The organism is Lachnospira intestinalis (assembly GCF_040095895.1).
GTDB classification, from domain to species: Bacteria; Bacillota; Clostridia; order Lachnospirales; family Lachnospiraceae; genus Lachnospira; species Lachnospira intestinalis.
In genome coordinates this window covers 123,116-136,840 of the sequence record NZ_JBBMFS010000009.1, presented here as the reverse complement: position 1 = coordinate 136,840, position 13,725 = coordinate 123,116, and the positions used below count along the sequence as shown (strand labels likewise).

Below are 13,725 nucleotides of genomic sequence, written 5' to 3'. Positions count from 1 at the left end.
AGAATTTTCAGGGTTGTTTTACTGTTCAGTTATCAATGTTCGTTTATCAATACCGGCTTAAAAGCCGTTGTTGATTTGTTTTATTTCGTTACCGCTGTGGGCTGTTTTTGTTGCCCTCGCTCGCGGCGACTTGATTATAATATCACCAATGGGACAGGTTGTCAACATTATTTTTCAAGTTTTTTGTTATTTTTTTGAAAGTTTTTGCCTTTCCATCAAGAATCCCAGTGTTTATGCGGGTTTGCGGCATTTTTACTTTTTTAAAACGAATGTGTAAAGCGCATTCCCTCGCCAAACGCAGCCACTTGCGACAAACTACAGCTTCGCGCGAGTGTGCATCACCGGCACATAATTCCTTTTATGTAATAGGAAATTCTATTGGAATTTCCTATTACATAAAAAAACAGACAACTACCGGAAATTATCCCGGTAGTTGTCTGCCAAATCATTTTATTCTTGGTGTTTCTTCTATATATTATTGTGCATCCGCTGCATATACATTTTCATTTTCTGCTTCTTTTTCCCTGAAGATATTTCTAAACAGGAAACGTACAAATGGTCCGGCAAAAAACAGCTGCCAGCAGAATGCCATCGGGAAGTTCAATACCGTCGTTTCTAACCACACGGCAATAATCTGTGAACCGGCATTTTTAAATAACAGTGTTGCCACCAGACTCATCAGCGGACACATCCATATTACAGATACTACAGAAATTGCCAGCACCAGATGAAAAGGATTGTCCTGTCCTACACGCACAATTTGGAACGCTTTCTTTTTTGCAAGATTTCCTACAATAAAGAAATCCAATACAAATGCAGCCGGTCCCATAATAACCAGTTCATGAAAAGCTGATAAAAAAACCTCGTTGCTCATTCCACCTATATTTAATGCAATGTTATAACAGATCATGGCATATACCATGACAAACACCATTAATATAGTAAATACTACTTCCTGAAACTTTGTTTTTGGCATAAAAAATCCTCCTTAAAATAATACGTACATCATCAGAATTTCTGTGTTGTTCGTTATCATTCTAAGGAGAATGTGTCGTTTCCAATATAACCAATTATTCTGTTGTAACGTCTGTTATCTTACAATGTCTTTTAAAGATTGTCAACATTTTTATGTCAGAATCCTCGTACGGAATTTCCCGTAATACTTTTGCCATATAAGTTATAACAGACTTCTACTGTAACCGGATATCCTGAATATATTTAGAATTCACCATAATATATCTGCCACGCGTTCCCATCGGCAGCACGGATTCAATCGGCAGATCAAAATTCTGGGTAGTCAGCATTTTCCCTTTCAGATTCATAACCGCAAAAGTAGATGCATTACTCATCAATACACTTTTTCCGTCAAACTGTATTGTATCATATTGTGTATTAAATGTTGTTTCACAAACTTCTTTTGCGGATGTATCATAAACAACCAGCTTATAAATATCCCCTGAATCAGAATTTTTTAACACAATCCCAATATAACCGTTTCCAAAAAAGACCCGCTCGATTTCACTGTCAATCCGAATCTCTTTGGTCAGCGACGGATACTCTTTAATATGATAAATGCTCAATACATCTTCACCAACCGCAACTGCTGTCGTACTGTTTAAAAATTCAACATCACCGACAATTGTACTGTCATAATGGTTAAATCCACCTACTACACGCTCCGTTTCATTTTGTCCGACTTCCGAAAAGTTGTAAAAAACGACATTGGTCTTGATGCTTTCACCACTGACATACAGATATGAAGCAATCAGTTTTGTTGCATCTTCTGAAATACTGATATCAAGCGGATATCCATCCCCTGCAAGCGTGGTCTTAACAGTGTAAATCTTACTGCCATCCGTATTATAGAGATTGATATAATTTGCTGTGGTATCTTCTAATACTGCCGCAACAATTCCCTGCTTTGCAACTTCTATCTGGGAAATTGACAGCGATGTATCTACAGAACCCACCATCCCCTGCACGCCAAACATATAAATTGTGCTTCCATTCACATCTCCGACGGCTGCCCATTCACCACACACTTTGATGTGCGGATTCTGCATGGAAAATGTCTGGTTCCATTCCGCAATACCTTTCGCATTATAATATGCCGCACCATCATTGCTGTACCGGATATAACCATCTGCAAAAGCTTCATATTTTGCAGATTCTGTATCATCCCTGTTGACAGAATGAAGCACGGTGTACTGTGAATATGTACGTCCGTCCAGCAAAAACAATGCTGCAAGCACAAGAATAAAAACCGCTGCCGCCGTAATCAGACAGCCAACCAGTACATTTCGTCTGTGCCGCTTTATTTTTTCCTTGACATATTGTTCATCCAATGTATCTTTTTCTTCTTCCGGACTTCTAAGCCGGATTACCTTGCCAGAATCTGTCTGTTTTTCTTGTCCATTAAATCTGGACTTTCCTGATATAATATCAGCCATCCGATTATTCCTTTCTATCAAAGGCATTGCACCCTATACTGATATTTATTATACAGTATCAGACAAAATATTCAAGGAAGTTTTATCTCTTGTCCCACATATAATTGGTCCGCATCTTCTAAATGATTCAGCGCAATGACCTCACTGAATTTAGAAATGCTGCCATAATATTTTTTGCAGATGCCCATGACCGTATCCCCATCCTGAACCGTATAAGTTTCATACGCAGCGCCAGCCTGTACATCCTGTGCTGCTTCTGTCTGTACCTGCGGTGCTGTATCTGTTTCCTCAGCCTGTCCATTCTGTACCTGTCCACTGCCTGCATGATTAATTTCCGGATTTGCGGCTATACTGCTCTGACCGGAAGGCTGGGTATCCGGCATGACTCCCTCTGTCTGTACCGGTGGCTGCTGCACATCCGTCTGTGCAGACTCTGCCTGCCGGGTCGGATATACATTTCCATCCAGTTTATTTACCGATACAACGCCTCCGGCTGTATCCTCCCCCTCACTGCCATTGTCATTCATGTTGGACATCTGCAATGCAATACTGCTTAATGACTGATCCAGATTTTTCATTTTTTCATAGCTGTTCATCAGGTTAATACCGATTACCAGTACCACGACCACCATAAATGAACTGATACCGTACATAAAAACGGCATTTTTCTTTTGAAGCTTCTGTTCTTCTTTTTCGTTAATAATGGCACGGATTGATTTCATCACTTTATCTTTTTCCGGCGCCTCCACAGATTTTACACCGCGTTTTTGCAGCATATACTCCTGCATTTCATAATTCCTCTCATAAAAGCACACATAGCCTTTTTGTTTTTTCAAATCTCCGTTTTCAAACAAATAAAAATTCTCATCTTTTTCTGCCTTATTAATAAGGTACATCGTTTTCATGTTTCCCGCAAAATTATCCAGATGTACACGGCGCAGATACTGCATCCGTTCTGTTGTAACATCCGGAAGCGCAGCAAACCAGCCCACAACCTGCAAATTCGGAAAATATTTCTCAACATCTGCATAAATGCCATTCCACACTTTTTCATCAAAATAGATATCCTGTCTGCCGTCTTCCCCTGAATGTCTTGCCTTAATAACCCCTTTAATAAACAGACATTTTTCTTCACCGGATTTCTGACATTCTCCGAGGAGTACCCCCGATTGTTCTTCCTGCGGTGTTCCATAAGCAATTGAACGAATATATGTAAAAGCATAATCTTCTATATAAATTTTGCGGTCTGAACTGACATCTCCAATCTGCTTAATGTTTTTTGGTCTTCTGATTGCCGTATTTTTTTCATTTTTTTCGTTTTTCTCTTTTGCTTCATCATCTCCATTACAAATTATTTCTATCATAGCGGCTCCTCCTTTTGCCATACAGTATCTATCCTGCATATTATCACTGATAAAACAAAAATCTTATCACATTTTGTCACCCGCTAAAATTTTTTCTGTTTTTCTTTTTTTCGCCGCATAAATTTTTCAAAAATTACATACATTAAAGTTATATTCTCTATGTGAAAGGACGACTTTTATGATTCATTACTTTGACGCTTCCCGCTTAACTGCTGTTGATTCGATATGTTTCCACCTGAATATACTGCTAAAAAAATATGTACTTCCCGGTCAGCCTGTCATTGTAATGTGCATTGGCAGTGACCGTTCTACCGGTGACAGTTTAGGTCCGCTTGTCGGCTATAAGTTGTCTAAATTTACATTTGAAAATGTACATGTTTACGGCTGTCTGCAGTCACCGATTCATGCAGCTAACCTTTCTGCCGCCATTGATAAAATCCGTAGACAACACTCGCGCCCTTTTATCATCGCCTTAGATGCATCTCTTGGCAAAAAAGAACACATCGGTTTTATCACCATCGGGACAGGTCCTTTAAAACCGGGACTTGGGGTAAAAAAAAAGCTGCCCGAAGTAGGAGATATCCATATTACCGGCATTGTAAACAATTCCGGCGCTACAGATCATGTCCTGCTTCAGACAACCCGTTTATCCATGATTATGACACTGGCAGATACGATTACTGCTGCGCTGGTTCAGACATTTCTTACAAATGCTTCTCCCGATACACTGCAAGTGCCTGCGCAACCGTTGCTGCACCGCCAGATATCATAACCTGTTTTAATTCCGTCAGTTTTTCAACTGTCACATATTCTTTCCCAAGATATGCTTCATAATTCGATGAAATATAGATGCGCTGTTCCTTTATCAGATTTTCCAGCTTTAAGTTCTCGGCTGATTTTTTATCCAGCTCTGCCTTCATTGCATTAATCCGCTCATTCTCCCTGCCTTCGATTTCTGCAATGATATCCGGCTTCACCGTCATTTCAAAATCTTCCAGCGCCTTTTCCTTTTCCTGTTCAATACGCTTCATATCTTCTCGGATTTCGTTCATTTTATCATCGAACTCATGAAGTCCATACATTTCTTCATTACTGTCCGTTTTGATATTTTTTGCAATCTTCTTCATCTTTTTGTGGTTGCTGCGTATCTGTTCTTTGAGTTTTTTTGCCATGTCAATCGTTTCCGCGTGACGTACAAGCGTCTTTTCCACAATCATCTTATTGGTAAAGGACTGGATTAAAATTACTACAACATAGTACAAAATCATTCCCCACAACGGAAACTGTGGTATTACGCTTAACAAAAAAGGAACTGCCGCATATACTAATGCGATACACAACAGGTAAATCAATACATCTGTCATGCGCTTTGTTCTGTAAAGTGCAATATAAATGCGGCTGTTACAAAACATCGGTATGTTTTCCTGTGCAAATGCATCTTTTACCTGATTTTTTAATGCTTCATTTTCCTTATGGATATGTGCTGTTTCCGCGGCAATGCGTTCTTTTACGCCTGCCAGCTTTGCTTTATCCCTCTTGTTTTGGACTTCCTTTAACTTTTCCCTGTCACCTGCGATTGCCTTGTCAAAGCCTGCGCAGACTGCATCCGAACTATCTTTGACTCTGCTGTCAATTTCATCCTGTACAGCCTGCTGTGCTTCTTTTGTGTTCTTTGCAATATCCCCGATGCTTTCAGCCAGTCTGCCCTGCCGCTCGATGGTTTCTTTATGCACATTTAAATCATTTATCATCTGGTCAAGAACATTTACATCACCAGCCAGTATATTCTGCTCTGCCATCATTTTCTCCATTCTTACACGTTACTTTATGGATAAAACGTCTATTACTGATGGTTCCGATAGAAATTAATCAGACATCCATCAAGAATAATCTGTCTTTCATCATCTGTAAGTTCACCAAGACGCAGTGTAAATTCTTTCATTTCTTTATTTACAACATATGCCTTTACTTCCGAAGTCTTTTCCTTTACTGCCTTTGCAATTTCAGGAATAAAGATATAATCTCCATTTGTAAACGGAAGACCGCCTTCATCAATAATAAATGGAAGCATACCCCAGTTAATCAGATTTGAACGGTATCTCTTTGTAGCGTATTCATTTGCGATATTTGCCCATCCGCCGAGAACCTTCTGACAGGATGCTGCCTGTTCTCTTGCTGAACCGTCGCCCGGTTTTACCGCAAAGATAGTGCTTCCGACACCGACATTTTCCTTACATACGTCATAAGTTTCTTTAATCTTGTGCATAATATCACGCAGCTCCGGTAAAGCTTCGCCCATGCACTGTCCGGCTTCTCTTGCTTTTTCTGCCTTCTGTACTTCCTTTGCACGGCCAACATATGCTGGGTCTTTTCTGGATAATGCAAACTCCGCAAGTCCTAACGGGTTAGAACGGAACGAAGAAGTTTCTCCGGAAGGAATCAGTTCATCTGTTGTTGTAACAGGATCGTGAATTTCTGAAACCACTTTAATAATCAGATTTTCAGGTAATGCAACCATTTCCGGCCAGTCTTTGATGTTTGGTCCAAACTGGATTTCCTGATCCGGATCTGCAACACCCTTGCTGTCAAATACGCGGTTTGCATAAATTGTCTTATCAAAATGATAGGTCGGACCTGTAAATTCCACATCACAATCCGTTGCTGCTGTAAGATACCCCTTATTGGCTGCTGTTGCCGCAATAGAACGTGCATCCATTAATGCAACGGAAGCAATCTGTCCCTTCTGCAGCTTAGAACCTTCTCTGTTCGGGAAGTTTCTTGTAGAGTGTCTGATTGAGAATGCGTTATTTGCCGGTGTATCACCTGCGCCGAAGCACGGTCCGCAGAATGCTGTCTTTACGATTGCACCTGTTGCCATTAAGTCCGCAAGTCTTCCGTTCCGTGCAAGTTCCATATAAATCGGTGTACTTGCCGGATATACACTTAATGTAAATTCGTCTGCACCGATAGAACGTCCTCTTAAAATATCTGCTGCCGCACAAATGTTTTCAAAACCACCGCCTGCACAGCCCGCGATAATACCCTGATCCACATACAGCTTACCGTCATGAATCTTGTCTGTCAGCTTAAAGTCTACCTGTCCGTCTAAGCTGACAAGAGCCTTCTTTTCACAGTCGTGGAGGATATCTTCAAGATTTGCATTGAGCTCATCAATTGTATATGTATTGCTTGGATGAAACGGCATTGCAATCATCGGCTTAATCTTGCTTAAATCAACCTTTACTACACCATCATAGTACGCAACACTGCCCGGATTGAGTTCCTTATAGCTTTCGCTTCTTCCGTGAATATCATAAAATTCCTGAATCTTTTCATCTGTTCTCCAGATAGAAGAAAGACATGTTGTTTCAGTTGTCATAACATCAATACCGATTCTAAAATCTGCGCTTAAATTAGAAACACCCGGTCCTACAAATTCCATAACCTTATTCTTTACATAGCCGTTTCCGAATACCGCACCGATAATTGCAAGCGCAACGTCCTGAGGTCCTACACCCTTTGCCGGTTCTCCTGTCAGGTAGATTGCCACAACACCCGGCATATTAATATCATAAGTCTTATTCAGCAGCTGCTTAACAAGTTCCGGACCGCCTTCACCCATTGCCATAGTACCTAATGCACCATAACGGGTATGACTGTCAGAGCCTAAAATCATCTTACCGCCTTCTGCCAGCATTTCTCTTGCAAACTGGTGGATAACTGCCTGATGAGGTGGTACATAAATTCCGCCGTACTTCTTTGCACAGGTCAGGCCAAACATATGGTCATCTTCATTAATTGTTCCACCAACAGCACAAAGACTGTTATGACAGTTGGTTAAAACATAAGGAATCGGGAACTTTTCCAATCCTGATGCTCTTGCTGTCTGTATAATACCGACAAATGTAATATCATGGGATGTCATTTTATCGAACTTAATCTTTAACTTGTCCATGCTGCCGGAAGTATTATGTGCATTTAAAATACCATAGGCAATTGTATTCTTTGCTGCTTCTTCCTTAGAAGGTGCTGCGTTCCCCAGCTTTGCTGAGAGTTCTGCTGCTGCATTGCTGCCATCTTCAATGATTTCTGTACCATTTAAAAGATAAGCGCCGCCTTTGCTTAATTCAATCATTCTCTACCTCTTTCCTGTCAGTTGACAACTTCATATCTATTATTTTACTATCAAAATCTTTTTTGTGCAAGACCTTACAGACCTGCTGCAATTTTTTCCTTTAATTCGTTGATTTCATCAGCGTCTGCTTTGCCCGGAGTCCAGCCAATGTTTACGGTATCGCCCTTGTATCTTGGAATAATGTGCATATGGAAATGAAATACTGTCTGTCCTGCAATTTCACCATTATTCTGTACAATATTTAAACCTTCACAGCCCAGTGTTTCTTTCATTGCCTTTGCGACTTTTACCGCTACCTGAAATACATGTGCTGCTGTTGCATCGTCCATTGAGTAAATATCATCAAAATGATTCTTCGGCAGAATCAGTACATGACCTTTTGATGCTGGATTCAAATCAAAAATCACTTTTACTACATCATCTTCATATAATGCATTGGTTGGAATATCCCCATTGCTTAACTTACAAAATATGCAATCGTCTTTTTTCATCGTCCTTGCCTCCATAAAATTTGTAACTTTTTGTCGAAATCCTTTTGTTTACAGGATTCTTCAACAAGTATATACTTTACTATGATAACGTAAACCAGTATTTATCGCAATGTATTTTTACACCAAACACCGATAAACCTGAAATTATTTCCCAAAAGCACCTGCAAAACAAGGAGAAAAGTAATAATATGAACAAAGAAGATTCTTTTTACATGGACACATTAGAAAAAACACAGCCTGAAACCTTTGATTTTATCAATCATCTCTCAGAACAGTGCCACAGTGAACTTTCCTTTGCTTCTCACGAAATCAATAACCAGCTCTCGTTTATCAGGAGTTCCTATCAGCTGATTTCCAAAAAACACCCGGAAACCAAAGACTTTCCGTTCTGGGCAGAACTGGGCGATGCTGTAAACCACATCATTTCTTATATGGAACGCACCGGTCTGTACCGTTATAGTTTTAAATATGTTCCTGCAAAATTAAATCTTACGGAATTTCTTTATTCACTACCTGATGTCTTTGATGAACAATTCCCAAACCGCGCAAATGCCTTTCAGTTTGATACGGATACACACAATATCTTTATCTGTGCCGATTCCAACCGACTGTTGTCCGCATTTTTGGAACTGCTTTCCAATGCCGCCGAAGCAGACAATTCCTGCGGCAGTATACAGATTCATTCCCATGTCAATGCCTGTGGTCATACGGTGACAGTATCTGTCACCGGAAAGGGCAGTCTTTCTGAAATTAATCCAAGTGAAATGCAGACCAATCCGCTGATTGATGCTGATGCACCGCTGACCGCACAGCTTAGCACTCCATTTTTCAGCACAAAAGAAAATCACGCCGGTCTTGGTCTGTCCATTGTAGCCCAGGTCTGCCACACACATCACGCAGGATTTGAACTTTACAGCCGGAACGGCTTTACAACTGCCGGCATCACTTTTCCGATTCTTGCAATGGATGATATGCGTAATACCATTTAAACACAAGTTTGGGTCTAGGCGGTAAAAGTAAATAATTCATCTAACATACGAAGTGTTTTTAAATTACCTCTTGCTGTCATCTCACCTGTCATAAAGGCTTTGTGGAATGAACTTCTTCCGTCAATCAATTTATCAAAAGTATCTTTATCCATTCTGCAGATTACATCTGCTGCCGGATTTTCACCAAATGATACATTGACCCGTCCGCCTGACGCATCAATCAGAATATTCTTGTTCTTATCTGTAATTGTCAGCATATACGAACTGTTAACACGGCACTGCGGATTAACATGCTGCATAAAAGAATCAATATAATAATGATCCCCGCCGTTTTTCTCATCGGTCAGCAGTTCTTTGTATATGCTTGCAAGTGATTCAATATCTTTTTTCTGTGTCTGTACAAATTCATCGTCTGATGCATACTTTGACAGCTGTTCACTTTCCTGTGGTGTAAAATTAATCGTATCTTTAATAACATTATTTTTAATTGCCTGGCTGCTTGTCGGCAGTCCTTTTCTTTTCTGTGAAACTGTTCTGTAGATTGTTTCCGCATAATTTTCGATAATTCCCACATAATCTGAATTAAATTCAAATTCCGTCGTATCATCTACATAGGCATTCAGCGCCGGTGCTACCCGTCCGCCGATAATTTCCCACGAATTTGCAAGAGCAAGCGAAACCTCACGTTCGCCATATGTCTTTGCCATAACAACCGGGAACATGTAGACCTTTCCAATCTGGTCCTTATCCCCATACAGCCAGCAGGAATCCAGAAAACTCTGCATATATCCACCCATTCCAAGCCATTCAACTGTTGTTGCCAGTACGACTGCATCTGCTTCCGTGACTGTCTGTGACAATGTCGTAATTGTATTTTTCATCTCGTAGAGATTGTATCTTGTAACATTTACATTGAGTTCTTCTAATACTTCCTGGATTTTACCCATTACAAAAATTGTAGGGTCATCTACCATACCCCTGCCGCCATAATAAATATTAACTTTCATCAAATTCTCCATTCCTGAGCGAACCTGTCACAATGCATCCATGAAAAAACTCCGCCCGTTTTTCATCTGCCATCAGGGCTATCTGCTTTCGCCCAAAAACAATATAGCCAACATCAAGTTACTGCTTTTAAATGCAGCACAACTATGGAGAATATAGCATAAATACTAGCTTTTTTCAACCTTGTACAGGAGGTTTGCAAAACCTACCATATCTCCGTCAGATAAAAGCTGCCGTTCCTTTGGCAAAAGCCGCCTGCCGTTTAAAAATGTGCCGTTTGTAGAGTTCATATCTTCCAGATAGAAAGCACCGTCTTCCCTGTAAATACACGCATGAAGCCTGCTGATTAATTCACTGTGAATCACTATACTGCAATATGCCGCCATATTTCCGATTGCACACGGAAATGTATCCGGCAAAAGGCGTTCTTCATAATAGCTTTCCAGTTCCTGTCCGTTTTGAAGCACCAGTGTAAGATTCAGATCTTTCTTTTTCTGCAGATAATCGGAAAGCAGTATCGTATTGCTTCCCGCTGCTTCTTTTGGAGGTTCATACGGTTTCTGCCCTTTTTCATTATTTTTCGGCTCTTCTTCCTCCTCAGGAACAAATGAATATTTCTTTTCCTGTGTAAGCTGCGTAAGTTCTCCCATTTCTTTTAATTTTTTTCTTTTTTTCTGCAGGAAAACACCTCCCGCACAACCTGCCAGAATTAAAAAGACACAAAAATATACGCTCATATCAATAACTGCCATTTCCGGAAACAACAGCACTGCTGCCGCATAAACCGTCAGTACTGCACAGATACCTATACCCACTTCTATTCCCCATATCTTGTGAACCGGCTGCTTTTCTTCTTCTGTCACTACACGCTCCGGTGCAACCTCTTCAATTACTACCGGTTCATCCTGCTGTATATGCGGAAATTCAATTGTCTTTTCTTTTTCCGGTGAATGACTGCTTTCTTTTGTAAGCTGCTCCAGACAGTGTATTTTATAATTACCGTCTATAATTTTCTGATAGATTTCATAAACTCTCATCTGATTCTTACAATCTGTTCCATGCTGATAATGCTCCAGGATAAATTCAAACAATCCTTTTAACATCGTCTGGAATTCCCTGTTGGCATCCGGGCAGTATACATACCTTATCTCTTTATCCGATACATTCAGATACATATACTCCGGCAGAATCAAAACACAGCTGATATCCAAAAGATACATATCCACCGCTTTTGTAAGCGTATCAATACTTTTACAAATACACACAACATCTTCCCATGTCATCTTTCCAAACTCATATAGCTTTGAAAGCGGCTTTTTGAACGTGACATCATAATAATAATAAGTCTGGTTATTCATACTTCTCATACTGATATCTAACAGCCCCGGAATATCGTTATTCAACAGCATTTTAATCTGATACCCCGTTTTTTGATTTTCCATCGCCTGTATTGTAAGATAACTTGTATTATTTTCATATTCATATCCGATTTTATCCATATTCATTTCCCTGCCTATGAATCCCCCAGCATCTTTTTTACTGCCCGCAGTCTGCGGATATCATCCGGTGGATAACTTCTTTTCAGCTTTTCCTTTCTACAAATATTTTTTCCCAGTCCCGGCACAAATGTCAGCTGAAACCGCGCACTGCACTCCGCCTCAATTTCTTCTCCCGTTACATGAAAGGATATATTGACATTTTCAAGCATGACTGCTTTTTCTAAAATATAGGACTGCATCTGTCCGCAAAGCTGCTGCTTTCCCGTCTGTTCTTCCCCTGCTTCTTTTAAAATATTTTTCTCTAAAATAACCGTTCCCTGAATGAGTGCATTTTTTATGATTATATTGTCATGCAGATACAGCCCTGCTCCCATTAGAAAGACAATTATCATTGTAAATAGCGGAATTAAAAATACATTTTCAAGTGTAAAAGATGCCCGCACCCTTGCCCACGGCCTTTTAAACTGCTTCTTTGTCGCTACGCTGCTTTGCATTACAATCCCCTCCAGACTACTGCCAGAAAGACAAACGGAATGACCGGCATTGACGTCTTTTTGTCCACTCTTCCAGTCATCATCAGAATCAGCCCGCAAAGCCCCATCAGCAGTAAAGCCGCAAGAAATATGCCCAGTATACGGACAATTCCGCCCACAAGCCCCAAAAACAATATAATAATACCGTCCGCTGCTCCCAGCTGTTTTGTCCATACACAAATAAGCAGTACCATAACACCAAACAACACACCCAGAAATGTATCTGCTTCTATCGACTGTCTTAAAATGCCGGTCCGGACTGCCTGTATGGTACACACCAGTCCAAACAGCACCAGCTTCCACACCGTTACTGCCTTATATTTTAAATCCTCTGCTGCCAGCAGTCCGAGCACTACCATAATTACACCTGCCATTTACCACTTCTCCCTCCTTCATCCTGTATTTCTTTCCGATTTTCCCTTTATCCGGAATTATATCCCGCACACTTTGAGCAGGCGCCTTTATCCTGCACTTCTGACAGTGGTACGGAAAAAATGCTTCTTTTTAAGCCACTGCAGTTTTTATCATAATGGTACTTTTCTCCATAATCTGTAATATAAATACCGCTGCCGCTTCTTTTTCCACACCGTTCACACAGATAATACTTTGCCCCGGAACTGTTGCGCGCTGTATCCAGCTGTTCCTGTGTAATCTGCCGTAGGGACGGATTCAGGTATGTACACTGACGGCTCTTGTGATAAACGGTTCCCTGCGCCGTAATATACACCCGCTCTTTACTGCTGTCTGTATCCGCAAAATCTTCTCCTGATGTCTGCCCCAGCCACGCTGCACTTGAACACTGCTGGGTAATATCTACCGTTCCAATGCCAAACACATCAAACGGATTATTTAACTGATATGACACTTTTATGCTGATTTCATTATTCAATTCTTCCGAGAACCCTGCATAAACCCGTATGCCGGACTGTCCCCGGCTGATTCTGTTCTGACTTATATACTCTCCGGGCAGACTGCTTAATAAATACTGCTTTGCAAGCGCCGAAGTCACTGCTTTTTTAGCTGTTGCACCGGAAAAACGCTCTGTCCTTTCTACTGCATAAGCGTATGCTGCAAGCTGTCTTGTACTGTTATACATTGCCTTATACATTGTGCTTTTAATTCCTATAATCTGAATAACATAAGCAACTGCCAGCACCGCATAGATATAGAGTGGAATAACAAGTGACGCTTCCACTGTTGCAGAAGCCGGTAAAAACACCCTTTTACTCCGTTTTGGCGCAAATACAGTCAGGACTATC

The 13,725-nt window shown here is 40.6% G+C and carries 13 protein-coding genes; 2 read left to right on the top strand and 11 right to left on the bottom strand.

Going from position 1 to position 13,725, the window contains the following annotated elements; genetic code table 11:
* Positions 1 to 475: 475 nt before the first annotated feature.
* The 3 genes from WMO37_RS11120 to WMO37_RS11110 all read right to left on the bottom strand — a co-directional run bounded on the left by WMO37_RS11120 (position 476) and on the right by WMO37_RS11110 (position 3,814).
* Positions 476 to 976: a DUF2798 domain-containing protein gene (locus tag WMO37_RS11120; RefSeq protein ID WP_227091047.1), complete on the bottom strand. Its 501-nt coding sequence runs from the start codon at positions 974 to 976 to the stop codon at positions 476 to 478.
* A gap of 214 nt (positions 977 to 1,190) precedes the next feature.
* A complete protein-coding gene (locus WMO37_RS11115) occupies positions 1,191 to 2,450 on the bottom strand; it encodes a DUF5711 family protein (RefSeq protein ID WP_349155052.1) in 1,260 nt (419 codons plus the stop codon).
* A 71-nt stretch (positions 2,451 to 2,521) separates the two neighbouring features.
* A complete protein-coding gene (locus tag WMO37_RS11110; protein ID WP_349155051.1) occupies positions 2,522 to 3,814 on the bottom strand; it encodes a LysM peptidoglycan-binding domain-containing protein in 1,293 nt (430 codons plus the stop codon).
* A 178-nt stretch (positions 3,815 to 3,992) separates the two neighbouring features.
* On the opposite strand from WMO37_RS11110, the gene yyaC reads away from it, so the two are divergent.
* Complete coding sequence (yyaC, locus tag WMO37_RS11105) at positions 3,993 to 4,586, top strand: spore protease YyaC (protein WP_022432353.1); 594 nt, start codon at positions 3,993 to 3,995, stop codon at positions 4,584 to 4,586.
* Here the strand turns inward: yyaC and WMO37_RS11100 are convergent.
* The 3 genes from WMO37_RS11100 to WMO37_RS11090 form a co-directional block, all read right to left on the bottom strand.
* Positions 4,519 to 5,613: a hypothetical protein gene (locus WMO37_RS11100; RefSeq protein WP_022432354.1), complete on the bottom strand. Its 1,095-nt coding sequence runs from the start codon at positions 5,611 to 5,613 to the stop codon at positions 4,519 to 4,521. The two genes, yyaC and WMO37_RS11100, sit on opposite strands and share 68 nt — an antisense overlap.
* Positions 5,614 to 5,657: 44 nt before the next feature.
* Positions 5,658 to 7,949, bottom strand: coding sequence for a hydratase (locus WMO37_RS11095; RefSeq protein WP_022432355.1), 2,292 nt, complete (start codon positions 7,947 to 7,949; stop codon positions 5,658 to 5,660).
* Positions 7,950 to 8,023: 74 nt separating this feature from the next.
* Positions 8,024 to 8,440, bottom strand: coding sequence for an HIT family protein (locus WMO37_RS11090; RefSeq protein WP_022432356.1), 417 nt, complete (start codon positions 8,438 to 8,440; stop codon positions 8,024 to 8,026).
* 188 nt (positions 8,441 to 8,628) lie between these two features.
* Here WMO37_RS11090 and WMO37_RS11085 point away from each other — a divergent pair, with 188 nt between their 5' ends.
* Complete coding sequence (locus WMO37_RS11085) at positions 8,629 to 9,429, top strand: ATP-binding protein (protein WP_349155050.1); 801 nt, start codon at positions 8,629 to 8,631, stop codon at positions 9,427 to 9,429.
* A 14-nt stretch (positions 9,430 to 9,443) separates the two neighbouring features.
* Here the strand turns inward: WMO37_RS11085 and WMO37_RS11080 are convergent, their stop codons facing one another.
* The 5 genes from WMO37_RS11080 to WMO37_RS11060 all read right to left on the bottom strand — a co-directional run bounded on the left by WMO37_RS11080 (position 9,444) and on the right by WMO37_RS11060 (position 13,685).
* Complete coding sequence (locus WMO37_RS11080; RefSeq protein WP_227091039.1) at positions 9,444 to 10,436, bottom strand: SCP2 sterol-binding domain-containing protein; 993 nt, start codon at positions 10,434 to 10,436, stop codon at positions 9,444 to 9,446.
* 165 nt (positions 10,437 to 10,601) lie between these two features.
* Positions 10,602 to 11,933 carry a DUF6382 domain-containing protein gene (locus WMO37_RS11075; RefSeq protein WP_349155049.1) on the bottom strand — a complete coding sequence of 444 codons (1,332 nt, stop codon included), beginning with the start codon at positions 11,931 to 11,933 and terminating at the stop codon, positions 10,602 to 10,604.
* A 14-nt stretch (positions 11,934 to 11,947) separates the two neighbouring features.
* The gene (locus WMO37_RS11070) at positions 11,948 to 12,427 is read right to left on the bottom strand and encodes a hypothetical protein (protein ID WP_349155048.1); all 480 of its coding nucleotides are present in this window, start codon (positions 12,425 to 12,427) and stop codon (positions 11,948 to 11,950) included.
* Positions 12,427 to 12,840 carry a hypothetical protein gene (locus WMO37_RS11065; RefSeq protein WP_349155047.1) on the bottom strand — a complete coding sequence of 138 codons (414 nt, stop codon included), beginning with the start codon at positions 12,838 to 12,840 and terminating at the stop codon, positions 12,427 to 12,429. Before WMO37_RS11065 ends, WMO37_RS11070 begins: the two co-directional genes overlap by 1 nt.
* Positions 12,841 to 12,887: 47 nt before the next feature.
* A complete protein-coding gene (locus WMO37_RS11060) occupies positions 12,888 to 13,685 on the bottom strand; it encodes a hypothetical protein (protein ID WP_349155046.1) in 798 nt (265 codons plus the stop codon).
* Positions 13,686 to 13,725: the final 40 nt, after the last annotated feature.

Coding starts and splice junctions, on each gene's coding strand:
- WMO37_RS11115 (WP_349155052.1), bottom strand. CDS start 2,450: ATGGCTGATATTATATCAGGAAAGTCCAGATTTAATGGACAAGAAAAA.
- WMO37_RS11090 (WP_022432356.1), bottom strand. CDS start 8,440: ATGAAAAAAGACGATTGCATATTTTGTAAGTTAAGCAATGGGGATATT.
- WMO37_RS11100 (WP_022432354.1), bottom strand. CDS start 5,613: ATGGCAGAGCAGAATATACTGGCTGGTGATGTAAATGTTCTTGACCAG.
- WMO37_RS11080 (WP_227091039.1), bottom strand. CDS start 10,436: ATGAAAGTTAATATTTATTATGGCGGCAGGGGTATGGTAGATGACCCT.
- WMO37_RS11085 (WP_349155050.1), top strand. CDS start 8,629: ATGAACAAAGAAGATTCTTTTTACATGGACACATTAGAAAAAACACAG.
- WMO37_RS11065 (WP_349155047.1), bottom strand. CDS start 12,840: ATGGCAGGTGTAATTATGGTAGTGCTCGGACTGCTGGCAGCAGAGGAT.
- yyaC (WP_022432353.1), top strand. CDS start 3,993: ATGATTCATTACTTTGACGCTTCCCGCTTAACTGCTGTTGATTCGATA.
- WMO37_RS11110 (WP_349155051.1), bottom strand. CDS start 3,814: ATGATAGAAATAATTTGTAATGGAGATGATGAAGCAAAAGAGAAAAAC.
- WMO37_RS11075 (WP_349155049.1), bottom strand. CDS start 11,933: ATGGATAAAATCGGATATGAATATGAAAATAATACAAGTTATCTTACA.
- WMO37_RS11095 (WP_022432355.1), bottom strand. CDS start 7,949: ATGATTGAATTAAGCAAAGGCGGCGCTTATCTTTTAAATGGTACAGAA.
- WMO37_RS11070 (WP_349155048.1), bottom strand. CDS start 12,427: ATGCAAAGCAGCGTAGCGACAAAGAAGCAGTTTAAAAGGCCGTGGGCA.
- WMO37_RS11120 (WP_227091047.1), bottom strand. CDS start 976: ATGCCAAAAACAAAGTTTCAGGAAGTAGTATTTACTATATTAATGGTG.